Origin of the sequence: Varibaculum prostatecancerukia, from assembly GCF_943169825.2 — a bacterium.
GTDB lineage: Bacteria > Actinomycetota > Actinomycetes > Actinomycetales > Actinomycetaceae > Varibaculum > Varibaculum prostatecancerukia.
Genome location: NZ_OW968402.1, coordinates 193768 through 218284, shown reverse-complemented (window position 1 = coordinate 218284; position 24517 = coordinate 193768). Strand labels below are relative to the sequence as shown.

The 24517-nt window shown below is 54.9% G+C and carries 19 protein-coding genes, 2 tRNA genes and 1 riboswitch; of the genes, 7 read left to right on the top strand and 14 right to left on the bottom strand.

Annotation, left to right across the window (positions count from 1 at the left end):
- Positions 1-107 precede the first annotated feature (107 nt).
- The gene (locus KO216_RS00930; protein WP_215522394.1) at positions 108-437 is read left to right on the top strand and encodes a DUF4352 domain-containing protein; all 330 of its coding nucleotides are present in this window, start codon (positions 108-110) and stop codon (positions 435-437) included.
- A 131-nt stretch (positions 438-568) separates the two neighbouring features.
- On the opposite strand, the gene KO216_RS00925 is transcribed toward KO216_RS00930, so the two are convergent.
- The 3 genes from KO216_RS00925 to KO216_RS00915 form a co-directional block, all read right to left on the bottom strand.
- On the bottom strand, positions 569-4105 hold the full coding sequence (locus KO216_RS00925) for a CAP domain-containing protein (protein WP_215522393.1): 3537 nt from the start codon (positions 4103-4105) through the stop codon (positions 569-571).
- Positions 4106-4363: 258 nt separating this feature from the next.
- Positions 4364-4435 (bottom strand) — tRNA-Asn (locus tag KO216_RS00920).
- Between the two features lie 39 nt (positions 4436-4474).
- Positions 4475-4993: a hypothetical protein gene (locus tag KO216_RS00915; RefSeq protein WP_215522392.1), complete on the bottom strand. Its 519-nt coding sequence runs from the start codon at positions 4991-4993 to the stop codon at positions 4475-4477.
- 56 nt (positions 4994-5049) lie between these two features.
- Between KO216_RS00915 and KO216_RS00910 the strand changes: the two genes are divergently transcribed.
- A tRNA-Ile gene (locus KO216_RS00910) sits at positions 5050-5124 on the top strand.
- Positions 5125-5231: 107 nt separating this feature from the next.
- Here the strand turns inward: KO216_RS00910 and pheT are convergent.
- On the bottom strand, positions 5232-7880 hold the full coding sequence (gene pheT, locus KO216_RS00905) for a phenylalanine--tRNA ligase subunit beta (RefSeq protein WP_215522391.1): 2649 nt from the start codon (positions 7878-7880) through the stop codon (positions 5232-5234).
- Positions 7881-7882: 2 nt separating this feature from the next.
- Entirely contained in the window at positions 7883-8968 is a 1086-nt protein-coding gene (gene pheS, locus KO216_RS00900; protein WP_215522390.1) for a phenylalanine--tRNA ligase subunit alpha, read from the bottom strand.
- A 195-nt stretch (positions 8969-9163) separates the two neighbouring features.
- On the opposite strand from pheS, the gene KO216_RS00895 reads away from it, so the two are divergent.
- From KO216_RS00895 to ppgK, 3 genes are all read left to right on the top strand, one after another.
- Positions 9164-9988, top strand: a complete 825-nt coding sequence (locus tag KO216_RS00895) for a substrate-binding domain-containing protein (protein WP_215522389.1) — start codon at positions 9164-9166, stop codon at positions 9986-9988.
- Between the two features lie 204 nt (positions 9989-10192).
- A complete protein-coding gene (gene map, locus KO216_RS00890) occupies positions 10193-11104 on the top strand; it encodes a type I methionyl aminopeptidase (RefSeq protein ID WP_215522388.1) in 912 nt (303 codons plus the stop codon).
- Positions 11105-11107: 3 nt separating this feature from the next.
- On the top strand, positions 11108-11866 hold the full coding sequence (ppgK, locus tag KO216_RS00885) for a polyphosphate--glucose phosphotransferase (protein WP_215522387.1): 759 nt from the start codon (positions 11108-11110) through the stop codon (positions 11864-11866).
- 166 nt (positions 11867-12032) lie between these two features.
- On the opposite strand, the gene KO216_RS00880 is transcribed toward ppgK, so the two are convergent.
- A complete protein-coding gene (locus KO216_RS00880) occupies positions 12033-12911 on the bottom strand; it encodes a hypothetical protein (RefSeq protein WP_215522386.1) in 879 nt (292 codons plus the stop codon).
- Between the two features lie 170 nt (positions 12912-13081).
- Here KO216_RS00880 and KO216_RS00875 point away from each other — a divergent pair, with 170 nt between their 5' ends.
- Complete coding sequence (locus KO216_RS00875; protein ID WP_215522385.1) at positions 13082-14482, top strand: class II fumarate hydratase; 1401 nt, start codon at positions 13082-13084, stop codon at positions 14480-14482.
- 53 nt (positions 14483-14535) lie between these two features.
- On the opposite strand, the gene KO216_RS00870 is transcribed toward KO216_RS00875, so the two are convergent.
- From KO216_RS00870 to glyA, 4 genes are all read right to left on the bottom strand, one after another.
- Complete coding sequence (locus tag KO216_RS00870; protein WP_215522384.1) at positions 14536-15381, bottom strand: exodeoxyribonuclease III; 846 nt, start codon at positions 15379-15381, stop codon at positions 14536-14538.
- Between the two features lie 26 nt (positions 15382-15407).
- Positions 15408-16517, bottom strand: a complete 1110-nt coding sequence (locus KO216_RS00865; protein WP_215522383.1) for a BMP family lipoprotein — start codon at positions 16515-16517, stop codon at positions 15408-15410.
- 14 nt (positions 16518-16531) lie between these two features.
- Positions 16532-17434: a bifunctional methylenetetrahydrofolate dehydrogenase/methenyltetrahydrofolate cyclohydrolase gene (locus KO216_RS00860; RefSeq protein WP_215522382.1), complete on the bottom strand. Its 903-nt coding sequence runs from the start codon at positions 17432-17434 to the stop codon at positions 16532-16534.
- Positions 17435-17509: 75 nt separating this feature from the next.
- A complete protein-coding gene (gene glyA / locus KO216_RS00855) occupies positions 17510-18802 on the bottom strand; it encodes a serine hydroxymethyltransferase (RefSeq protein ID WP_215522381.1) in 1293 nt (430 codons plus the stop codon).
- A 23-nt stretch (positions 18803-18825) separates the two neighbouring features.
- Positions 18826-18903, bottom strand: a riboswitch (ZMP/ZTP riboswitch).
- 158 nt (positions 18904-19061) lie between these two features.
- Here glyA and KO216_RS00850 point away from each other — a divergent pair.
- Positions 19062-20537, top strand: a complete 1476-nt coding sequence (locus KO216_RS00850) for an amino acid permease (RefSeq protein WP_215522380.1) — start codon at positions 19062-19064, stop codon at positions 20535-20537.
- Positions 20538-20839: 302 nt separating this feature from the next.
- Here the strand turns inward: KO216_RS00850 and KO216_RS00845 are convergent, their stop codons facing one another.
- The 4 genes from KO216_RS00845 to KO216_RS00830 form a co-directional block, all read right to left on the bottom strand.
- Entirely contained in the window at positions 20840-22039 is a 1200-nt protein-coding gene (locus tag KO216_RS00845; RefSeq protein ID WP_215522379.1) for a glutamate--cysteine ligase, read from the bottom strand.
- A gap of 10 nt (positions 22040-22049) precedes the next feature.
- Positions 22050-22805, bottom strand: a complete 756-nt coding sequence (locus tag KO216_RS00840; RefSeq protein ID WP_215522378.1) for a glutamine amidotransferase-related protein — start codon at positions 22803-22805, stop codon at positions 22050-22052.
- Between the two features lie 263 nt (positions 22806-23068).
- On the bottom strand, positions 23069-24187 hold the full coding sequence (locus KO216_RS00835) for a pseudouridine synthase (RefSeq protein WP_215522377.1): 1119 nt from the start codon (positions 24185-24187) through the stop codon (positions 23069-23071).
- A 55-nt stretch (positions 24188-24242) separates the two neighbouring features.
- Positions 24243-24509 carry a hypothetical protein gene (locus KO216_RS00830; protein ID WP_215522376.1) on the bottom strand — a complete coding sequence of 89 codons (267 nt, stop codon included), beginning with the start codon at positions 24507-24509 and terminating at the stop codon, positions 24243-24245.
- Between the last annotated feature and the right edge of the window lie 8 nt (positions 24510-24517).

Sequence of the window (24517 nt, the reverse complement as noted above, 5' to 3'; positions counted from 1 at the left end):
ACTGTGCGACAGGCGGATTCTAGGAGGGCAAAGCCGCTGCCGGTGATTCCAAGAAAGCTGAACAGAAGGCAGATAACAGCAAGCTGGCTATCGGGAAAGCGGTTACTTTGGACAATGGTTTACAGGTATCAGTAGATTCTAAAGCGGAAAAGACTGATCAGGCTGATAAAAAATATCTTCTCGTTACAGTTACCTACAAAAATACCGGGTCTGAACCAGTAGATTATAACGAGTTTGACTGGAAGCAAACGTCTGATTCAGCGAATATGAAAGATCCCGAAATTCCGGTTCTGGACGAAGAACCCCTAGGTGACGGATCCTTAAAACCCGGTGGAACCGTGACGGGGTTTGTTGCGGTCAAACCTGACGCTGCCAGCACTTCCTACTTCGGAAACATCATGGACAAAGAAGCGCTAGCTACCTGGTTACTCAAATAGGTTCTAAATAATACCTATTTTTTATCACTCGTTTTTTGGCGACCTATTTTCCGGTTAGTTAACTGAATAAAATCGTCCCCGGACTTTGTCAGCCCGGGGACGATTTTTAAATACTGGCAGATATCTTAATTCTAGATTTCTTGAGTACGGCGACGGCGACTGGCGGCTACCAGCCCCACTCCGGTAATTACCGCTAGCGAGTTCAATGCCACCAGGGAAGTCATAGATACCCCGGTTACTGGCATTTGTTCACCTGCTACTTGCCTACCGGCGTTAGCCTTTGGTTTTCCTACTGCATTCGTTGATTGTTTCTCGCCCACTTGGAATTGGAAGCTGGCGCTTTCGCCCCATTCGTTAGTGGCGGTAATGGTGTGGGTACCCAACTCCTTTGGTACTCGCACGGATACATAGAACTCGCCTTTGCCTATTGCCGGATGTACTCCCAGGTCAACCACGGTCGAATGCATGATTACCCGGTTCGAACTCCCGGGACTGAATCCCGTGAAATGCACCTTTAAGGTATCTCCAGGGGCAAACGAACTGGCCTGGTTAATGGAAGTGGCTGCTTGCACCTGATGGTAAAGACCATATTCAGCCTGCGCGGCTGCCAGCTGGGCTTGGGCTTGCCGATTAACCTCGGCGGCCTCCTCCTGGACTTCCCGCGCGGTCTTAGCCAACCCCGCTAGCCGGTCTGCCTCTTGCTGAGCCTTCTCAGCAGCGGCAACGGTACTGGGATAGGCATTAAAGAGGGCGGGCAATCCCAGATTATCTAGGTCGCTATCGGTAGCGTCCAGACCTTTCTCCAAGGCGTTCTGCCCCTTGATAGCCCCCAGTTTATCCGCCAGCGCTTGCTTAGCTTGCTGCTCATTTTGCAGGTCGGTGGCAACTTTGGTTACCACTTCCAGCTCTTTATTTGCTTTGTCGGCGGCAGTTTTCACCTGCTGCAGGTCTTGAGCTGCCTTTTCTGCCTTGGCTACCAGCTGATCGTGGGCGATCTGCTGTTCGGCTAGCGGATTTAGTTCCGCTTGTGCGGCCGCACGCGCATTTTCAGCCTGGCTGACTGCCGCCGCAGCCTGCTGGTTTGCGGTGTTGGCCTCCTCCACAGCCTTAACTGCTGCTTCTTTCGCTGCCTGTGCCTGCTGCTGCGCCTGGGTTGCCGTGTCCAGCTGGGTGCTAGCTGCTTGAGCTTCATCGTTCGCTGCGGCTAGGTCTTGCTGAGCCTGGGCTAACTCCTTTTGCGCCGCTGCCAAGGCATCATCAACCGTGATCTCATCTAGCGCTTTCTGTTTTTCCGCTTGCACGGCTTCTTTGTCTTTGACCTTCTGCTGCGCTGCCTCCAGGGCTTTCTGCGCGTCTGCTACCTTGGTTTTGGCATTCGCGAGGGCGCCCTCAGCGGCAGTAGCGGCTTCTGTAGCTACCTGCACGGCCTGCTCTTTTGCCTTTGCCGTTTCCTCGGCCGCTGTCTTCTGGTTTTCAGCCTCCTTGACCTTTTGTTTGGCACTTTCGACTGCCGCAGCGGCGTTAGCTTCTGTGTTTTGGGCAGCTTTCCAGGCCGCATCCTTGGCTTTGGTTTCTGCCTGAGCGTCGGTTACAGCCTTTTCGCCTGCCGTGACTTTTTCGCCTGCAGCTTTGGCCTTAGCCTGCAAGTCCGCCAGCTTCGCTTCCGCGTCCGCTAGCTTCTGCTTTGCGCCCTCCGGAGTCACCGAGTTGTAGTAATCCATAAACCGTTTTTCGTATTCATCAACGGTGTAAGCATCCCCGGTACTGTAAGTATTTTGCTTAGCGAAAACTTGGCTATGCGTTGGCTGATATTTGGCGTTGGGATCAGTACTTGCGGCATAACCGGTCACATTGTAATCACCGATAAGGTTTGTGTAATGCCCTGTTACTCCGTTATTGCTCCTACCGTTCCAAGTCTCGCCCGCCTGCTGAGAAAGATAATTACGCTTCTCTCCCCAATACCAGCCATCGGGAAAACAGGATTGCCCTCCAAAATAACAAGTCACGTATTGAAAACCGGTTCCATTATTTGCTTTCGTTTCTTTCCCAGATTTAGCTTGATCCCCAAAGGGATTGGCAAAATAGGATCCATCTCCGTATCCCCAGGATAGATTTTCCCCTGTCATCAGGGCATCTGGGTTTTTGTGAGGCTGCCGGGAATGATCCATATTAGTATCGGACCAGTTGGCATTCGATTGCGCCATCGCCATCTGCAAATCAGTAACTCGCAAAGGAGCTAGCCCCTCTAGAGCTCTGAGCCTATTTGCTTCCCGTATCCATTTGAAAGTGACTTTCATATTTTCCAGCGAAGTGGCGTCATTGGGGTCGCCTTTTTTGGTGTAGCTAGCATATTGGGCATTATTTAGGATGTCGATAGCGGCTTGTGACCCCATGGCTTTAAAGAACCCGAAGCTGCCTTGGTTGAACTTTTCAGCGGCTTCATCCACCGCTTTTTGCGCATTCGCTACTTCGGTTTCTGCGGCTTTTACCGCCGCGTCGGCTTGATCTTTCGCCTCGCGCGCCTTTACCAGATCCGCTTCCGCCTGAGTTTGCGCGGCTTTAGCAGCCTTAGCAGCCGTTTCAGCAGCCGCAGTCTCACCTTTGCGAGCAGTTAAAGCATTCTCGGCCTTAGTCTGCTCCTCCTGAGCTGCCTTTACCTGCGCAGCGGCCGCTTCCACTGCCTGATCAGCGGTGGCTTTAGCCTGCTTCGCCTGCTCAAAGTCTTTTTGCTTTGCCTGCAATTCGGATTCCGCAGTGGTGACTGCTGCCTGCGCCGCCTCTACCTCACTTTGGCGCTGACGTTCCTGAGCCTTAGCGGTTTCTACCTCGGCTTTAGCTTTATCTAGAGCTTCTTGAGCTGCTTTTATTTGTTCTTGCAGCGCAGCTGACCCGCCTCCGGCCAAATCATCGACTTTTTTCTTTAGTTCCTCAACCTTTTGCTGCTTGGCGCTGACATCGGCTTCAGCGGCCTGCTTCGCGGTTTCTGCTTTCGCCTGAGCATCCTTGGCGGTCTGCAACTTAGTTTCCGCAGTTGTTACCTGCTCTTGTGCCCCTGATAGCGCCTTTTGCGCCTCTGCCTGCTTAGCTTCTGCTGCCTGCTTATCTTTCTCAGCTTTCGCTACCTTATCTTTGGCGGCCTGCAGCTGCTCGGCATCGGGAGCGGGATTATCTGCAACCGCTTTATCGGCGTCGGCTTTAGCTTGCTCGGCTTGAGCCAAGGCTTCTCCTGCTGTCTTTGCGGCGCCCTCGGCGGCAGTTTTATTCTGATTAGCTTTTTCTAGCTGGTTAGCTGCGTCAGTTGCCGCCTGCTTGCTATCCGCTTGCGCTTTAACTAGGGCTTCGAGGGCGTCGTTCTTCGCCTTTTCACTGGCCGCAGACTTTTCCCCAGATTCTTTCGCGGCCTTGTCTGCAGCTTGCGCTGCCTCCTGAGCTTTACTATCGGCCTCGGCCGCCTTCGCCGCACTTTGCTGGGCCGCTTTCTTCGCTGCCTCCAGCTCGTTTGCCGTTTTTACTTTCGGATTGGTCTGCTGGTTTTGCTGCTCACCCCCGGTGGGATTAGTGGGATTGCTAGGCTCGGGTGCCGCTTGCGCAATCCCCGTAGCTGGTAGCACCCCCGCCAACGCTAAAGCGAATCCGGTGGCAGTTAGTTTTGTGACATGCTGCTTCATTGCGTAAAAATCTCCTTTAGGTCACCCCTCAATGACCTATCTCAACCCTCAACTTTGAAATTTGGAGCGCCCTAACGGTGATTAGAATCACCAGGACATTCGGTTAAAACCTTATCAGGTAGATTCATAGACACCAACGGACGTAGGTCTCACTGACGCTACTAGAGGGCTAATCACCATCCAGATATCAGACTTGAAACACACTTCTACCAGCGATAAAATAAAAAACCTCAGTGCCTAAAGCACTGAGGTTTTGAGCTCCCCCAACTGGATTCGAACCAGTAACCCTTCGATTAACAGTCGAATGCTCTACCGTTGAGCTATGGGGGATCGACGAATGTAAGCCTACCTTGAGAGGGCGAAAAGTTCCTAATCTTCCAAGTCGAGAACTATCCCCAATTTCTGTTCCCATTCGCGCACTACCGAACGTAAATACTGCTGGTCATCTGGGTTTTCAAAGCTAGATATTGGCGGATGCAAACGTAAATTGCGGTTATCGTCACGCAGGATCTGTGCGCTAACTCTCTGACCGGAAGGCAGTTCCAGCGGGGTGGCAAACACCTGCGCCTCGCTGAGAGCCTCCCGGATGATGTCCATGAAGTTGTGTTTAGGCGCTTCGAGCGGGGTAAGCACCAGGTCTTCGCCCTGGTGGAACACAATCCGCAACGTGCCGACCTCACTATCCCAACGGGCGTGAGAAACTTCATCCCAACCAAAACGCGATTTCACCTGCGCTGATTCCACGTCCATTAATGCCTGCATGGTCACCACCAGGAAACGATCCTCGGTCACCTTTAGGAAATCGAAAATCCTATCGGAGGAGGTGAGGACGCCTTTCACCGCATCTGGAACTTTGCGACCTTTCAGTCGTTGCACAATGTTGATCACGTTATCCACCCTAAACGAAATTAAATAATCCGCCCGCCATCCGGTAGGCTAGATTCGCCCCGTTAGCTCAGTTGGTTAGTAGCAGCGAACTCATAATTCGTGGGTCGCGGGTTCAAGTCCCGCACGGGGCACCCATGCGCTTCTCGATTCCTCGATTCCCTCAAACTCTCCCTCCACGCCTACCTCTTTCAGCGTCGAGGGCGAATTCGCAGCTCTCTCCCACAAAAGCGCACTATCTCTAGGCGCGCAAAGTTGCCTTGAACTTCTTAGCCGTAGCCTTGATAATCCGGGTGCGTACCGCCTGAATCTCACCGGCACTCAGCGTGCCTTCCCCAGAGCGAATCTTCACCGAGAACGCCAGCGACTTCTTGCCCGCCCCCAGCTGGTCCCCACTGAAAACATCGAAAAGACGTACTTCCTCCAGCACGTCTCCCGCCTGTTTCTCGATCACCTGTTGCACGTCAGCTGCGGGAATATCCGCATCCACCACCAACGCGATATCTTCTTTCGCGGGCGGGAAGGACGAAACTGGCTTCACCTGCAAGTCTTTCTTCGGCATGGCTTCGGTGAACTTCTCGAAATCAATCTCGAAAGCGCAAGCTGATTCCGGCAACCCGAAGTTGCGGCAAACTGCCGGGTGCAGCTGCCCTGCCAAACCGACGCAAGCCCCCCGCACTACGATCCGGGCGCAACGCCCCGGATGGAAGGGCGCGACTGCCTCCGGCGAGCCAGGCTCCCCCATCATATTGTCTTTAGCTAGGCGTTGACGTCCATCCTTGCCTTGCAGACGCATCGGCACCGCCAAAGTCTGCGCCACCGTAGTCACGAACTCCACCGCGTCCGCCCAATCATAGGAGCGTCCCGCTCCCAGCGCACCGGTCAGTTCCGCCTGCCCTACTAGCACACCGGCAATATGTTCGGGCTGGTAAGGAACTCCTTTTTCGAGGGCGCGCTGCTGGTCCGGATCCGGTTTTTGCTCGACCCCGAAAGAACCGGTAAGTTCAGTTCCCATTCCTCGAGTAACCAAACCAGTCTCGAAAATCGCGCATTGCTCATTGCCGCGGGCAATATTGCGCCGGGCAACCCCTAGCAAAGTATCTAGCAGCGAAGTGCGCAGTAACGGCTGATCGTCCGCGAGCGGATTAGCAACCCGCACCGCCTGACGCCGCACATCCTTTTCCCCGAAGAGTTCGTTGTCAAAAACATCCTCGGAAATAAAGGGATAAGAAAGCACCTGCACCAGGCCACCTTGCGCCAGGGCGCGAGCTACATCCCGGCGAGCTCGCTGCTTGGGGGTGTATCCGCGTCCGGCAATCGGGCGCGGGCGCCGCGAAGGAATAGTGTCATAGCCGGCCAGCCGGGCAATTTCTTCTACCAGGTGTGCCGGTCCGGTCAGATCGGGACGCCAAGAAGGCGGTTGGGCAAACACTTTGCCCTCTTCTACCCGCACTTCACACCCGACCTCTTTTAGCAGCCGAGTGATGGTTTCCTGGTCGTATTCCACCCCGGTTAGCCGTGCCGGTTCATGCAGCGGCATCACGATTTCGGCAAAAGGCTCCGTGTGATTGAGGTCGCTGACCCGTCCACTGTCGGTGCCTCCGCCATATTCAACCAAAATATCTACTACCCGTTGGGCAGCTACCGGAGATACCTCGAAGTCCACGCCGCGTTCAAAACGTTTAGAGGCTTCGGAAGGCAGTTTATGACGCCGGGCAGTACGCGCAATAGAAGTAGGATGGAAATGCGCTGCCTCAACCAGCACGTTTACGGTATCGGCAGTCACCTCGGTGGAGGCGCCTCCCATTACTCCGGCCAAGCCCAACACCCGGGAGCCTTCTACGCCCTCCGGGGAGTCGGTAATCAGTAAATCTTCGGGATCTAGGGCGCGTTCTACCTCATCGAGGGTAGTTAGCTTTTCGCCAGCTTTCGCCCGGCGGACTACGATCGGCCCGCACACTTTATCCAGGTCATAGGCGTGTAGGGGTTGCCCCAAATCCAGCATCACATAGTTGGTGGCATCTACCGCCAAAGAAATGGAACGCATTCCTGCCTGTTCTAGGCGGCGCACCATCCAGTCCGGAGTTGCAGCCTGCGCATCAATGCCGGTCACAATGCGAGTCACAAACCGGTCACACCCGACCTTGCTGTTAATCGGAGCCTCATCTGCTACTTTAACCGCGAACCCATCTTCGGTTGCCGCCGGTACTGACCCGGAAGGCAGATTTTCTGCCAGCCCCAGGTCAGTGAATTTAGCCCCGGTGGAATGGGCGTATTCGCGCCCTACCCCGCGCATTGCGAAACAGTAACCGCGATCGGGGGTGATATTGATTTCTAGGGTTTCTTCCCCTAATCCCAGCAGTTCGATTACCGATTCTCCGGGAGCGGGCAGCTCCCCGGCTGCTGCCTTTTCCGGCAGTAACTGCTCCAGGACGATAATTCCGTCATGGTCTTCACCAATCCCTAGTTCCCGCTGGGAGCAAATCATCCCGTCGGAAATATGTCCATAGGTTTTACGGGCAGCAATCTGGAAATCACCGGGCAAAACTGCGCCCGGCAGCGATACCACTACTAAATCTCCAACTTTAAAGTTGTGGGCGCCGCAAATAATTCCCCGACTGGCCAGCTCGGAGGGCTCTTTTCCTTCCCCGGGACGGTCGTTAAACTTACCCACATCTACTCGGCAATAGTTAATGACTTTCCCATTGGATTGTTCTTTGGCATCCAAGGTCAAAACTTTCCCCGCCACCAAAGGGCCGATTACCGCGGCCGGATGAATAGCTTCCTCTTCCAAACCCACCTTCACCAGGTCGGTTGAAAGCTGTTTGATATCCGTGCCTGGCACTACCTCGACGTGATCTTTTAGCCAATCAAGCGCTACAAATGGCATTGCTAGTTTCCCCTTCCGGTAGTGCCGAACTGTTTAGAAAATCGCACGTCGCCCTCGACAATATCGTGCATATCGGTGATTCCGTGCCGCAGCATCAAGGTGCGTTCAACCCCCATCCCGAAGGCGAACCCGGAATACACATTCGGGTCGATTCCGCAGGCTACCAGCACACTCGGGTTGACCATGCCGCAGCCACCCCATTCGATCCAGCCGGGTCCGCCTTTCTTTTGCGGGAACCACAAATCCATTTCTGCGCTGGGCTCAGTGAAGGGGAAGAAGGAGGGACGCAGCCGGGTTTTGGCTTCCATCCCGAACATGGATTGTGCGAAATGATCCAGGGTGCCTTTCAGATCCGCCATAGTCAAACCCTTATCGACTGCCAGCCCTTCTACCTGGTGAAACACCGGAGTGTGGGTAGCGTCAAGCTCATCGGCGCGGAAAACTTTCCCGGGGCAAGCAATATATACCGGCACTCCCCGCGAAAGCATCACTCGTGCCTGCACTGGCGAAGTGTGAGTGCGCAGCACCAGGTTGCCGTCCCCTGCAGCGTCTCCCCCCAAAGAGCGACCATCTACATAAAGGGTGTCCTGTTCTTGCCGCGCCGGGTGATCCGGGTCGATGTTCAGGGAATCAAAGTTGAACCATTCGTGTTCGACTTCCGGGCCTTCCGCGATTTCCCAACCCATAGAAACGAAAAAGTCAGAAATATCTTCCATCAGGGTTTCGAGGGGATGGCGCGCACCTTGCGGGTAGCGCTGCGCCACCTGGGTGACATCCAGTGCCTCCGCCGCCAGGGTTTGGGCTTCTTTTTCTTTCTCGAGGGCGGTTAGCCGCTGGTCATAGGCGGCATGCAACTGTTTCTTGGCACCGCCAAGATTCTTTCCCGCCTGGGCTTTATCCTTCTTATCGAGGTTACGAATCTCCCGGTTAGCCAGGATAATCGGCGCGTTATCACCCAGGTGAGCTCCGCGCGCCCTCTTTAATTCTTCTAGCGAGCCGGCAGTAGAAAAATCGGCTTCCGCCGCCGCAACTGCCCGGGCAATTCCCTCTTGATCTAGCGGGGAGATAGGTGTGGTCGCGTCAGACACAGGTTCACCTTTCTTAAATGTTTGTTCTCTCGTTTGTCTTACACTTTAGTTGCCAAGCAAATTCGGGGGTAATTTAAGACCGCGGATCGGAACTTTCCGCGATGTTTACGCCCAAAAGAGATTAGACGCAGATAGCGGCTATTAAGACGGCGGAAATATGTAGAATAGAATCAAACTTGCAATCGAGGAGGCACCTTGGCGACGCTGGCTGGAAAGACAAAGGTCGATATCGTAGTGCCTGCTGTCGATATTGGCGAGGATCACTCCGCCCTGCTACGCGATATGACAATTATGCTTGCCCAGGTGGGAATTAGCGTAGTTTGCACAGTTCACCTGCAAGATCATCCCGATAATTTACTTTCTACTATTAGGGGAACCGATGCCGCCGTTTTACCGCTGTTCCCCCTGGACGAAAAGACTCTCGGGGAACTAAAAGAATGTGGGGCAACGGTTCTTGATTCTTTGCTGCAGGGGAAGGATCGGCAAAATCCCGCCAGTTTAGTTACCCTCCAGATGGCTAAGATTCAGGTCGATGCCCAAGTAAAACGGAATCGCCGTCATTTAGCTTTCGTGCACTGGCAGGGAAAATACCCTGAAAATGCCGCTACTGTCTATTATTTCTTCGCCCAAATGGTGTGCCAAGCGACGGGAATGGCGACTCCCATCCAACTGGCGCTCCCCGAAGATCCCGAGAACATTGCTTCCTATCTGCTGGGGGCGCTGCAAAAGCATCCCAGTATCGACGGGTTCTGTGCGATTGATGATACGACCGCGATGGCAATCGTGCATGGCTTGCGGGAATGCGGAAGGATGGTTCCCCAGGATGGTTCGGTTGTGGGAGGCTTCGATACTCCCGCTGGCCAAGTTTCGCGACCCCCCATATCCTCAATAAAAGTTGATACCCGGGCGCTCGCTTACCAAGAGTTAATGCATATCGCGCAGCGCGAGGGCGATGACCTCGACCTGGGTAAAGCCCCCAGTGGGCAGCTGCTGCAGTATGTTGCCCGCGAGTCTCTTTAGTCTTTTCTCAGTCAGGATTCGCTAGTTTTGCATCTTTTCTGACTTTCCGCGCCTACCTCTGCGGACTCACTCCTCCAATTCCATGGCACCTGGCTGCGCCCCTATTCCCTATCTACCTGCGCCCACGCACTGGGTTCACCTGCGTCCTCGAGCCGAAAAATACTGTAAATCTGGAACATTTGCCCGCCCGCGTAGGATAGAGGCATGAATGAATATCAAGGACTTAGCCCCAAAGAACTGGCTGAACGCGCCCCGCTGGGAAATCAAGAAGCCGGAAACGTTAGCCCCAGGCTGGACGTTCCTAAAGAAATCGAGCGTCCCGAATACCTTTTCCATGATGGTCCGGAACGAATCACCGCTTCCGATACCAAATCCCCGGAAACTGTGGAAAAGATTCGTGCCGCCGGCCGGATTGCTGCCGATGCCCTCGCCGCCGTAGGTAAAGCGGTGCGACCAGGGATAACTACCGATGAACTCGATAAAATTGGTCACGACTATATCGTTGCGCAGGGAGCATATCCGTCTTGCCTGGACTATATGGGTTTCCCGAAATCCCTGTGTACCTCAGTGAATGAAGTTATTTGTCATGGAATCCCCGATGATAAGCCGCTGCAGGAAGGCGATATTGTTAACGTCGATATCACTGCCTATAAGGACGGGGTACACGGCGATACTTGCGCCATGTTCAGTGTCGGCGAGGTAGATAAAGAATCCCGCCTGCTGATGGAACGCACCTATAACGCCATGATGCGCGGGATTAAAGCGGTAAAGCCGGGACGTGAAATCAATATTATCGGTCGGGTTATCAGTGCCTACGCGAAGCGTTTTAGTTACGGGGTGGTACGCGACTTTACTGGTCACGGCGTTGGGGAAGCTTTCCATTCCGGTCTGATTATTCCTCACTATGATTGTGCCCCCTCCTATGACACCGTGATGGAACCGGGAATGGTGTTCACTATTGAACCGATGCTCACTCTGGGGACAATCGAGTGGGAACAGTGGCATAATGGTTGGACAGTGGTCACCAAGGATCGCTCACGCACAGCTCAGTTCGAACACACTGTGGTGGTAACCGAAGATGGTGCGCAAATTCTGACCCTGCCTAGCAAGGAGTAGTTAATGGCTATCGCGTTTGGTATCGATATCGGCGGATCCGGCATTAAAGGTGCGCCGGTAGATTTAGAAACTGGAGAGTTCGCTCAGGAACGTTTCCGGATTGACACCCCCTACCCGGCTACCTCCCAGGCGGTATCCAAAACGGCGGCGGATGTCCTGGCTCATTTTGACCTTCCCGAGGACGTGCCGGTAGGGGTGTGCTTCCCCGGTCCGCTTCCCGGGGGCAATGTTCGTTTCATGGCAAACCTGGATCAAGAGTGGGTAGGAAAGAACACCGTGGAGGTGTTCTCGAAGGCCATCGGACGTCCGGTAGCAACCTTAAACGACGCTGATGCCGCCGGGTTGGCGGAGCAGCAGTACGGCGTTTTCAAAGAGCAGCCGGGAGTCACCGTGTTTACCACCTTGGGTACCGGGATTGGCACCGCGATCTTTGTTGATGGGGTGATGGTGCCCAACACGGAGCTCGGTCATATCGAGCTTAACGGGCACGACGCGGAAACTCGGGCCTCCGCAGCCGTACGCAAACGCCATGGTTTGTCTTGGAAAAAGTGGGCGAAACGCCTCACCAAGTATTACCAGGAAATGGAAAAACTATTTAGTCCCGATCTGTTTGTAGTGGGCGGCGGAGTATCCCGCAAACACGATAAATTCTTGCCCCTAATTGATATCTCTACCCCGATTATTCCCGCCGAGTTGCGAAACACTGCCGGGATTGTGGGGGCAGCGGCAGCCGGGGCTGCCCGCCAACGCAAGCAGGGATAACTATCCCAGGATTAATCTAGTTTCCTTATTTGAGGACGCGCCGGGGGCAAACAACCCCCGGCGTTTTCCTTTGTTCCACCTAATAGTTCGAGGTCAGCACCCCAAGTTGGGATGCGGGCTGCGGTTAATCACTGCAGCTCCCCAGATACTTACCTCGAGGTCTTGCTTAGTTCCCGGCAGAGGGGCTTGGCGCAGAGGTGGGAGTTTCAGCACCCCCGGTGGGGCTAGGTTCTTGCGTGGGTGTCGCCCGGGTTGTGGGCGGGGCGGCAGGGGTGGTTTGAGTGGCGCTCGGCTGCACACTTGGCTGCTCAGGTGCGGGCGCGCTGGTAGTGGGTTCCTCAGTTTGCCTGGTGGTATAGGTAGTTTCAGGAACCGAAGAACTGGTGGAAACGCTCTCTGAAGGGCTAGTTTCCTGTTCGGCAGGCACCACTTCTTTAGCGGAAATGGTCATCGCAATAATCACCACTGCCCCCACCAGGATGGCTACAATCGCAGTCACAATGGCCGCAACTTTCATCAAACGCCGTTTATCTGCGCGTTCTTCCTCGTATTCTTGGTCTTCCCGCAGCTGTTCCGGGTCAACCTGCGGGTCATAGGCGGGGGGAATCCCCCCAGGGAAAGAATCAACTTGCGGGGTGGCGGCGGCAGGATCGATCGATTTCCTTTGAACCGGGGCAGCTCCCGCTGCTGGATAAGTCGCCCCCGAGCCCCCCAGAACCTGGGTAGCAGGGGTTTGTGCAGCGCCATTATTACCAGCGGGATAGGGCGCGGCGCCTGCCCCACCGCCTGAGGGCTGGTTCACTGGCGGAATCACCTCAGTGGGTGGTTGACCTTCGAAAGCGGCGGCGGCAGGAACAGTTGAGGGCGCACCCTCGGGCGGATTCGGTACCGCTATTTTTCTTTGCTCCACGCTATTAGGTTCCGGTTGCGCTACCCGTCGAGTAATCCGCCGATTACTTTGCCGCCCCCGCGGAACATAGGCGTTCGCCATTGCTCCCCCAGGCAGATATTCGGTGGGTTTATCGTCTGAGGCATCGTTGCTCATAGTGCTCCCGCTTTCTGTCGATAGTTCCAGTCTAGGGTGCTTTCACCTCTAAAATCACCCCTGCACCAAATTTCAAGGGTTTTCTCCGGATTTTTAGGACGCCGGTGACGCCTAACCCCGGTAGGCTAGAAGGTAAGTAACCACTTTTAAAAAGACCAAAGGAGCTACACGTGAGCGAAGAATATCGTATCGAACATGACACTATGGGGGAAGTTCGGGTTCCCAAGGACGCCCTCTACGCAGCCCAAACCCAAAGGGCGGTAGAAAATTTCCCGATTTCAGGCCGTACCCTCTCCAGCCACCACATCGCGGCTTTAGGACAAATCAAGCGGGCGGCAGCGATTGCTAACGCCGAACTAGGGGTTATCGATTCCGAAACCCGCGATGCCATTATTAAAGGCGCGGAAGAAGTTATCGCTGGTCAGCATGATGACCAGTTCCCGATTGATGTTTTCCAGACAGGTTCTGGGACTTCCTCGAATATGAACACCAACGAGGTAGTCGCTACCTTGGCCACCGGTTTTAAGGGCAGCAAAGTTCACCCGAATGACCATGTGAACGCCTCCCAGTCCTCTAATGACGTCTTCCCCTCTTCGATTCATATTGCCGCCTATGAGGCCGTTGAGCACGCGTTGCTCCCGAAGTTAGATCAGCTGGCCACCAGCTTGGAAAAGAAAGCCGATGAGTTCGCCAATATCGTTAAGGCGGGGCGCACTCACCTGATGGATGCCACCCCGATTATGCTGGGTCAAGAGTTCTCCGGTTATGCCGCACAGGTACGTAAGGGGATTGACCGGGTAAAGGACGCGGAAAAGAACCTGGCAGAGCTGCCTTTGGGTGGCACTGCTGTCGGTACCGGGATTAACACTCCGGAGGGTTTCTCCGAGCGGGTTATCGCCCTAATCGCCGAGAATATGGATTTGCCGTTCCGCCAGGCCGATAACCATTTCGAGGCACAGGCCGCTCAAGACTCCCTGGTAGAAATGTCCGGGGCGCTGCGGGTAGTAGCAGTTTCCTTCGTAAAGATTGCTAACGATTTGCGGTGGGCATCCTCGGGACCGCGCTGCGGTCTGGGCGAAATCACTTTGCCGGATCTGCAGCCCGGATCTTCAATTATGCCCGGCAAGATTAACCCGGTATTACCGGAGGCCACCGTGCAGGTAGCTGCCCAGGTCATCGGCAATGATCAGACGATTGCTTTCGCGGGTGCCCAAGGCAACTTCGACCTGTTGGTGATGCTGCCAGTTATGGCGATTGACCTGCTAGAGTCGATTAACTGTCTGGGAGCGGTTGCCGGTCTGCTGGCGGAGCGCTGCGTAGATGGAATCGTTGCTAACCCGGAGCGCTGCCTGGAGCTGGCAGAATCTTCGGCTTCGATTGTGACTCCGCTGAACCGTTACATCGGTTATGAAAATGCCGCTAAGATCGCTAAACACGCGGTGAAAGAGAAGATGACCGTAAAGGAATCTGCTCTGGATCTGGGATTTGTTGAGCGCGGCGAAATCAGCGAGGAAGATTTAGATAAAGCTCTAAATGTTGCCGATATGACTCACCCGAAAGCCGGTAAGTAAGCAGTAACTGTATTAGGCCGCGCCTGCCAGGGATATTACTGGTAGGCGCGGCTTTAAATTTCGTAGGTAACAACCACCGGCGCATGGTCAGAAAAGCGCTGGTCATAGGCCTCGGAGCGGTCAACTTGTTGACTGCGCGCCAACTGCGCCAACTGCGGGGTCGCGAACTGATAGTCGATGCGCCACCCGGCATCATTATCGAAGGCTTTACCCCGCCATGACCACCAGGAATACGGTCCTTGCACCTCACCCGCAAGGTTGCGCACCACGTCAACCCAGCCTTGGTCACGCCAGCGATCTAGGAAAGCGATTTCCTCGTCTAACACTCCGGCGCGTTTATTGTGGTTCGGTTTCCAGTTCTTAATATCCCGCTCGGTATGCACCACATTGAAATCCCCAGCTACCAGCACTAACGGCTCTTTATTTTCCGAGGCGGAGTCTGCGGGCAGTAAGTGCTCCAGACGTTCCCCGATCCGCTCTAGGTGTGCCATTTTATGGTCTTGTTTTTCAGTTCCCACTTCCCCGGAATGAAAATACGCGGAGATTACTCGCACACGCGCATCCTCTTCCCCGGATTCATTTTCCCGAGCCAAAACTGCCTCTAACCAACGCCCTCCATCTTGGGGGACTTCCACCGGAACCGTATCGGCCTCTGATTCCGCTAGGTGCCAAGGCGAAGATTTACGGACGGCGACTGCTACTCCCGCGCGCCCTTTTAGCTGCGAAGCGTTCACCGCTACCTGCCAGTCATCCCCAAAAAGTTCCGAGGTGATTTCTTCGCTCGCACGCACCTCCTGAGCCAGCACTACATCCGGCTCCGCCTGCTCCAGCCAGGTATCCATTCCTTTACGGAACGCCGCCCGGATCCCGTTCACATTAACTGTGGCAACCTTCAGCATTTTTCCCCTTTATTTTGCGTTTTCATTTAGCCGCGATGGGTCTCAAGTTTCGTTATATCTATTTTTCCGCTATCAATCTGGCTGCGGATTCCCGCCAGTTCCGCGGTGAGGCTATCAGAAAACCTGGGAGCATAATCGCCCCAACCAGCCAGTTTAACCCCGGAATTCTTTAGAGTTCCCCGGTAGTCAATGCCGGAAATAGATCCGGTTTTAAGCTGTTGCAGCAGCTGTTTCGCACACCCGGAGGCATCAATGACCGCCGAGGTGAGCACGTTTGCTTTCAAATCGGGAGCGCTGGCTGCCAGGTCTTGTCCCGTCCAGACAGCTGCCGCATCTTTAGCCGCCAGCTCCGCTACCGCCCCGGTTTCTTCCGGATTAGCCACCACGAAAATAACATCAACCTTTTCATCGGCTAGTTTCAGTAACTGCTGATGCAGCTCAGCGCTTTTTACCCGCAGCGGCCCGCCGGTGCTTTGTTCCCAATAGGAAAACTTAATCCCCGAACCTTTGAACTGGTTATAGTATTCGACCCCCAGCCGAAACGCGCTTGCCCAAGCAGAAACCGGATCTTTTCCAAGGGCGCTGCCCGGATTCTTATCGGTATCCTCTCGCGGTAAATCGCTAACTGCCGCCACCTGGCCACTCTTAGTAACTCCGGCAGCCGCATACCCAGCTAAGAACGCGGGTTGCCGCAAATCAAAATCAATACCGGTCGCATTAGGTAGCGATTTCGCCTGCCCAAGCGCTCCCATAATCGCAAAGTCTATGTCTGCATTACTTTTAGCGATCCGCAACATTTCTGGCGCGAACCCCGGCTCTAAAGAAAGCACATTGTTGCACTTCTTTTTCTTTAGCTGGCCACTAATCTGCGAGGTTTTCTCCACGCTGATATTTTCCGGCTTCACCGTTTTATTATTTTCCGGTTTCGCCAGCGCCGCCTCCATAGCTTTGCTGAGTGCCGCCGCGCGCATATCTTCAAACTTCTTCTTCTCTACCAGGCAAAACACTCCGCTCGTTTTAGCTACGGCCGCAGGTTTCGCGTTGGAGGCAGCTTTCGGCGAAGAAGAGCAGCCACCCAGGGTGAGGGCGAGGGTAGCGGCCAGGGCTAAAGGAATCGAAAGGTTCCGCAAACGCATAGGCTATTCCTCACTTAACCGGCATGACGGATAGCGGTTTCCACCACGTTGAGTAGCAGATTCGCCCGCGTCATCGGACCGATTCCTCCGGGGTTCGGCGAGAGCCAAGCTGCCACTTTATCTACCCCGTCAGCCACATCGCCCTCTAGGCGGGCTTTCCCGGTTTCCGGGTTGACGGCGCCGCGTGATACTCCTACATCCAGGACTGCTGCCCCTTCTTTGACCATCTCGGGTTTAATAATTCCCGCTGATCCAGCGCAGGCCACAATCACGTCCGCTTGGCGGGTTTGCGCAGCTAAATCCCGGGTTCCGGTGTGGCAGCAGGTGACGGTGGCGTTAATCTCTCTGCGGGTGAGCATTAAGGGCAAGGAGCGCCCCACGGTGGTTCCGCGTCCTACTACGCATACGTGCGCGCCGTTTAAAGGCACCTGGTATTGCTGCAGCAAATCGATACAGGCTCGCGGGGTGCAAGGCAGCGGGGAGGTTACCGGCTCATTGACCCGCAGCACTAGGCGTCCCAGGTTCATGGGGTGCAATCCGTCAGCATCCTTATCAGGGTCGATTGCTTCTAGCACCTGGTTCACATCGACTTGGCGTGGCAGCGGCAACTGCACAATATAACCGGTACAGGCGGGATTTTCGTTTAGTTTTTCAATCTCGGCTAAAACCTGGGCAGTGGAAGCAGTCTCTGGCAGTTCCACCCGAATCGAGTCGATACCCACCTCGGCACAGTCGCGGTGTTTACCTGCCACATAGGAAACCGAGCCCGGGTCGGAACCCACTAAAATGGTGCCCAGTCCCGGCTTAATCCCCTGCTGATGCAGGCGTTCTACCTGCTGCCGCATTTGTTCTTTCAGTTGCCGAGCCCGCGCTGCCCCGTCCAGCAAAATCGCGTCTCCGCTCCATCCTTTACGCATTTTTTCTCCTTAGCTTGAGGACGCGGGCAGACCTTGCCGATCTGCCCGCGCCACCCTGCACTTATCTATTTTGCTCTAGGCAACCTGGTTAAGCCCCAAGTAGAGGGGGAAGCGTTTAATCAGGGTCTTCACCCGTTCGCGATAGCTGGAGGTGTCAACTTTCCCCTTGCAAGCATCCACCAAAACTCCGGCAATAATCTCGGATACCTCGGTGAACTCTTTCTTTCCGAAACCGCGAGTAGCCAGCGCCGGGGTACCGATACGCAGCCCGGAGCCTACCCGGGGAGGACGCGGATCGAAAGGTACCGTGTTGCGGTTAATGGTAATCCCGGACTCGTGCAGCAAATCTTCACCCTGCTGACCATCTAGGGACGAGTTTCGCAGATCCACCATCACCAGGTGCACATCGGTGCCGCCAGTCAATAGGGAAATCCCGCATTCGGCCACGTCCGGTTGGGTTAGCCGTTTAGCCAGCACTTTCGCGCCCTCTAAAGTGCGCTTTTGCCGTTCTTTAAATTCTTCGCTGCCTGCAATCTTCATCGCGACTGCTTTCGCCGCCACCACGTGCATCAAGGGCCCGCCCTGCTGACCGGGGAAAACCGCAGAATTAATTTTCTTGCCCAGTTCTTTATCGCGCGACAGAATCATCCCGGAACGCGGTCCGCCCAAAGTTTTATGTACGGTCGTAGACACCACATCCGAATAAGGCACCGGGTTCGGATGCAACCCCGCAGCTACCAGCCCCGCAAAGTGCGCCATATCCGTCCACAAATAGGCGCCCACCTCGTCCGCGATTTCCCGGAAGGCCTTAAAGTCTTCCTGACGGGGATAGGCCGACCAGCCAGCGATAATCACTTTCGGGCGGTACTTTAAGGCCGCGTCACGGACTTGATCCATATCCACCCAGCTGCTTTCCTTATCCACCTGATAGGCGGTGGCGTTATAGAGCTTGCCGGAGAAATTGATTTTCATGCCGTGAGTAAGGTGCCCGCCATGATCTAGCGCCAAGCCCATAATGGTATCCCCCGGCTGAGCCAGCGCCGATAGGACTGCCGCATTGGCTTGGGCACCCGAATGGGGCTGCACATTGGCGAACTCGGCAGAAAATACTTCCTTAGCCCGGTCGCGAGCCAGATTCTCGGCCACATCTACCGCTTCACATCCTCCGTAATAGCGGCGCCCCGGGTAGCCTTCCGCATATTTATTGGTAAGGACAGATCCTTGCGCCTGCAATACTGCACGCGGCACAAAGTTTTCAGAAGCAATCATTTCCAAGGTGCCGCGTTGCCGCTCTAACTCTTGGTTTAAAACTGCTGCGATTTCGGGATCCACTTGCGAAATGGATCGGATAAGAAGTTTATCTCCCATTGACTTTTCCTTATTTATAGTGCTGAATCAGCCCAGGCGAGCGACTGATTAACAACTTGCTCCCCGGTGGTATCCCACCTACGCCAGTCACGGTTACGATTTTAGTCTACCGTTACCGAGGACGCTTTTACCTAAATAGTTAGTTGCTGGATGCGCGATTCCAAATGCTGACTGCCTTTAAAGTCTGGCGCGCGCCTCACCTATACTCCCTATGTGCTCTGTTATCGAGTACAAAAAGGTAAAACTTAGGAGAAATCTAATGAGCGAAACTCAACCGTCGGCCGCGGGGACTGCCTCTCACCGCGATAAATCCGATGTCGGATACCGCAAAGGGTTAAAGTCTCGCCACATGCGCATGATTGCGCTGGGCGGGGCCATCGGGTCCGGCCTGTTTTTTGGGGCTTCCGGACGTATCTCCGAGGGCGGGCCCTCGGTAGCCATTGTCTATGCAATCTGTGGCGCCGTAGCCTATATGATGCTGCGCGCCCTGGCTGAACTGAGCCTGTATCGTCCCTCCTCGGGTGGCTTTATTTCCCACGCCCGCGAGTTTATGGGCGAACGCGGCGCCTATTTCACCGGTTGGTTTGCCTTTATTACCTATTCTTCGGCGCTGATGGCCGATATCACCGCGATTGCTAACTATATGCATTACTGGAAAATCTTCCAGGTGATTCCCCAGTGGGGCTGGGCTTTCATCGCCTTGGCGCTGATGGTGATAGTAAACCTCGCTTCCGTAAAGTTTTTCGGGGAGTTCGAGTTCTGGTTCGCGATGATTAAGGTCGCGGCGATTGTAATCTTCATGATTTTGGCGATTGTGGTCTTGATTCTGGGCATCAACCTGACCGTGGGCGGCCATGTTTACCATCCGGGGGTGGGTGCGATTACCGATAACGGCGGCCTCTTCCCCAAGGGCGCTTTCACCATGGTCACTATGTCGCTGGGGGTGCTGTTTGCTTACGGTGGTACCGAATACTTGGGTGCCGCTGCTGGCGAGGCCGAGGATCCGCAAAAAGAATTGCCCCGGGCAGTTAACTCTATGATGTGGCGTATTTTGCTTTTCTACATGGGCTGCATCGTGCTCTTCACTTTGCTGTTGCCACACAATGTTTACGACAAGAACGAATCCCCCTTCGTTACTTTCTTTACTGCCATTGGTATTCCCGCTGCCGGCACCATTATGAATATTGTGGTGATGTTGGCGGCAGCCAGCGCGATTAACGCGGAACTTTATACCTGTGGTCGCGGCTTGCGCTCCCTAGCGGTTTCTGGTTCGGCTCCGCGCTTCTTGGCGGGGATGAACCGCAACGCGGTACCTTACGCGGCGATTGTGGCTGCTGGCACTATTGGATTGGTGGGGGTATTTATCAATATGATCCACCCCACCGAAGCGTTTGACGTCATCGCCTATATGGCGGGGATTGGGATTTGCTCTATGTGGGGTTCCGTGATGATCTCGAATATCTTGTTCGTGCGTCACTGCCGCCGCAACGGGCTGGAGCGTCCTAAGTTCCATGTTCCCTGGGCACCTTACACCAACTACATAGTGCTAGCGGTGTTTGCCTCCATGATCGTGCTTATGTGGTTCGAGGGCGGACTCGGGCCGGCAGCGATTATCGCGTTCGCCTCGGTGACCGCGGTGTTGGCACTGGCCTGGTTGGTGGTGCGCAACTACGTTGACCATGACATGTTTACTGCTGACGCTCCCGCCGAAACCGAAGCTCCGGATAATCAGTAGAGCTTAAGCGCAAGGGAGGGATTTTTCCTCCTGCCCAAGAAATCGGGGAGAGACTAGGTCTCTCCCCGATTTCTTATGCCCACCGCACCCACTCGGATAAAACTCTCCCCCGCGCTCACAGATGCCAAACAACTATAGTCCTTCCCCGTGCTAATAACGTGTTGGCAGTGCAGCACACCCTGGGCAACGGGCGTGGGAAAAGCACTCCGGGGACCCCGTGAGCCTCAACAAGTTCGGCTCAGGCCCCCTGTCGTATCTTTTCCCGCGCCCTTTCCAAACGTTCGCGCCTGAGGCTAATGCGCTTAGCGGGCGCGGACTTTCCAGCCTTTGACTCCGCTTTGGTGCAGGGATTTGTCTACGAAGTGCCCAGGATCGAGCGGCTCGCCTGCCTCCATTTCTGCCATCAGGAAGGCAACTACTGCCTCATAGGAGTTGGTATGTTCAAAAATGATGCGTTGCCGCTGGTAGCCGACTCCCAGTTTCACGATGTCGAGCAGCGACCAGAGTTCTTCCGCGCAGCCTAGATCTTCAGCGGCAGGCGCGAGTTCTTCTAGCCAAGCCGGCAGAGATTCGGTGAGCAGGGCTTCTTCCCCGTGCGCGTCCTCAATCAAAATGGCATCCATCCCGTAGCGCGCAGCCCGCCAACGGTTCTCTCGCACGAACCAATCGGGCAGTACCGGCAGTTCTTTGCCGGCGTCTAGCTGCCGTGACGCGGTTTCTACCAGGGCTTGGGTGAGAGCGGCGCAGGCAGCGACCTCTTTCAAAGTCGAGGAAGCATCGGCTACGCGCGCTTCAATAGTGCCAAACTTGGGCGAAGGGCGAATATCCCAGCGCACCTGATCAAAGGAATCGATCACCCCGGTTTTCAGCATTCCGGAGGTGAAATCTTCCAGATCTTCCCAGGTTTCAAATTGATAGGGTTTTCCCGCAGTGGGCAGCTGTTGAAACACCATCGCGCGGTTGTCGCAGTACCCGGTATCGACTCCCGCCCAATAGGGCGAGGAAGCGAATAGCGCCTGAATATGCCCAAGTTTGCTGGTCAAATAGTTTTGGATCGGCAGTACCTTGTCGCGATTCTCTACCCCGACATGTACGTGGGTGCCGAAAAGTAGCATTTGGCGTCCCCAATATTGGGTGCGGTTGACCAGTTCTTCATAGCGTTTACTATCGGTGACCTGCTGGTAGCTAGGGTTGGCGAAGGGATGAGATCCTGCGGAAGCTAACTCCACGCGCAACGCGGAGGTGACCGGCCGCACCAGGTTTATTCCCTCTTTCAAATCCATGAGGCAATCGCGCACGTTGCGGCGAGGACGGGAGATAACTTCTACCGTATTAAGCAGCATCTCCCGGTGTACCAGTGAGTTCTGCGGGTGTAAGCGCTCTACTTCCTCGATCACTGCGCTAGCACATTGCCGCAGGTCAAAGGAGTCTTTGTCGATTAGCTGTAGTTCCCATTCGATACCGATGGTCGAACGCTCAGATTGTGAAAACTTGATACCCATCTGGTGCCTCCTAACGACGGTAATGTTCAGTAAAGGCTGATAGCAGCCGGTGGGAACTGGTTACATCTTTGGTCATGCAGCGGGCGATGACCGCTTCGCGTTCAGCTGCCGCATAATAGGCATCCCCGTATTGGTCGATGCGGATCTGCATCCCCGCAGTGGTAATTTCGGGATGAAACTGGGTGCCATACAGGTGCTTATGAAAACGAAGTAGCTGGTAACGGCAATGTTTCCCGCTTCCAAGCAAAGTTGCGCCCTCCGGCAGATTCGCGAGTGAATCCCCATGTCCGGTGTAGCCGCGGATTACTGGCTCTAGCTGTCCGCTCACCGGGTCGGAGAGCCCTTCCGCGGTTAAGGTAACCTCCACCGCCTGCAGGTCTTCGCCAGTGCGGTCGGTCAAAGCAGCGCCAGCAGCCAGCCCTAACATTTGCATGCCGTAGCAGAGCCCCAAGGTGGGAAAGTCCTTGTCCAGCAGGTAACGCATAAAGGGGATTAGCCGGTTATTTAGCTGCTGCTCTTCAGATTCTTTGGAGCCGGTTGGCAGGCTTGCCCGAAAAGGGGATCCGGAAATAATTACTGCGCTATATCCGTTTTCTATATCCAGGTCCCGCAGCAGATCAAGGTCATTTTCCTCTGGTAACAGGTGCGCGTTCAGCTCCTGGCCAATCTTTAGCCCGGTGACCTCGGCAATGGTCTGCAGCTCGTCACGCGCAATCTTTCCGGCGGGACGGCATTGGATAAATAAAAACGGCAGCCTTTCTCGCATAGGTTATAGCTTACGGGTTATCTCCAGCCCCTGTCTTAGCCAGGGAAGATATTGAGAGCTGATTCTCTATTTACCGGGTTATCTGTATCAACGTCAGGAGGTATTGCCCCTGCGAAGAATACGTAATTGTTGCGTATCTTCTGAACAGTTTGCCCGCAATTCTTGCGTGTTTTATCAATAGTTAATACGCAATTCTTGCGTATTTTTCTTGCGTGTTAACGCTGGGGCTCGGTGCATGTCTACCAATCTCAGCAATTCGGAAGTCAGCTTAAGGCACCTTTTGCCCAGCTGGGGGCGGGGGCAGTGACGGTTATGAGGTTAGCGGGATTTTCCGGATCGGGAAACCGCAGCTCTTGGGCGTGCAGGCAAAGCTGGGGCTCAACATTTTCTGGGGCATCTGCAGGTAGGACTATCGGATAAAGGGGATCACCTACGAGGGGATACCCGAAATGCGCCAAGGTAGCGCGCAGCTGATGAGTAAATCCGGTTTCTGGCTCTAACTGCCACAACAGTTCTGCTTCTGGCGCGTATCCCGGGTTGTCCGGGTTTGCGTCTACCTCTGCCTCCGGCTTTTCTGTCTTTTCAGGGAGGGGGAATTTTCCGAGGACGAGGCCGCGGGTGCGGCTTTGGCAGCGGGTTATCTTCCTCCCGACCGGGGGCACTTCTATCGATACTGTCAGCGAGCCGGTTTCCTTAAACATAGGGAGCTGGAAATCGAAATGCTTCCCCACCTGGGGAACCGACCCTGCTCCCCTGCCGCTACCGCCACGGCTGCGTGCCAGGTAGATTTTCTTTACTTGACGGCGGTCAAATAGCTGCTGGTAACGCGCCCGATACTTCGGATCTAGGGTCAGCAATAAACATCCGGTAGTCAGGCGATCTAGGCGGTGCGCGGCGCTGATCTGATCATTGTGAAACTGGCGGCGAGCAGCTACCACTACCGAGCGGGTAATCCAGGAGCCGCGGGGAATCGTTGCCAGGCTGGCGGGTTTATTTACTACGATTGCGCCCTCGCCTTCCCAAAGCACCTGCAACTTCGGTAAGGGAGCGCCTTCATCGAGAGCCGTCCGATGCAGGTAGTAGCGTTGCCCCTCCAATAGTTGGCTGTCCGGGGATAACACGATCCCCAAGGGAGACACCACATCCCCGGCCGCGAACGCTTTCGAGACAAAAGCCGCAATCTCGCCGGCAGTCAGTGATAGTTTTCGTTCCAGTTGGGCTTGCAACTGCTGACCCAACGAGCCCTTACCATTAGCGGTAAACCCCACCGGGTCGATTCCACCCCGCGCAGGCGGGCGCGTCCCCGCCCTTCGCTTGCTACGTCTTCCCACCGTGCCTCGCCTATTAGCTACCTTGGCCGCAGCCACTACTACCTTTTCCACCCTATCGCGCCCGGCCAGCCCTTAAGGCAGCTCAAGCCCCGCGACCAGCATCGCTCTAGGCTTCTTGGAGTTGCTCCCTGGTCTGCTCGCACAGCTCTTTGCTGATCCCTGCCCGCGCCAGTATCTTTTCCGGATCGTACCGACCGTAATCTTCATGGGGAAAACACTCTACGATACTGCGACAATTTTCTTCCCAAGTTTTCTGGGATATTGCCTTCGGATTTACCTCGAAGCAATACTTCGTGAGCCCCACTATGAAATCGGTCTGATCCTGCGCGTTGGGATCAAGAAACACCCAACCCTTATCTTTGTCTGCCACCATTTTCTTCT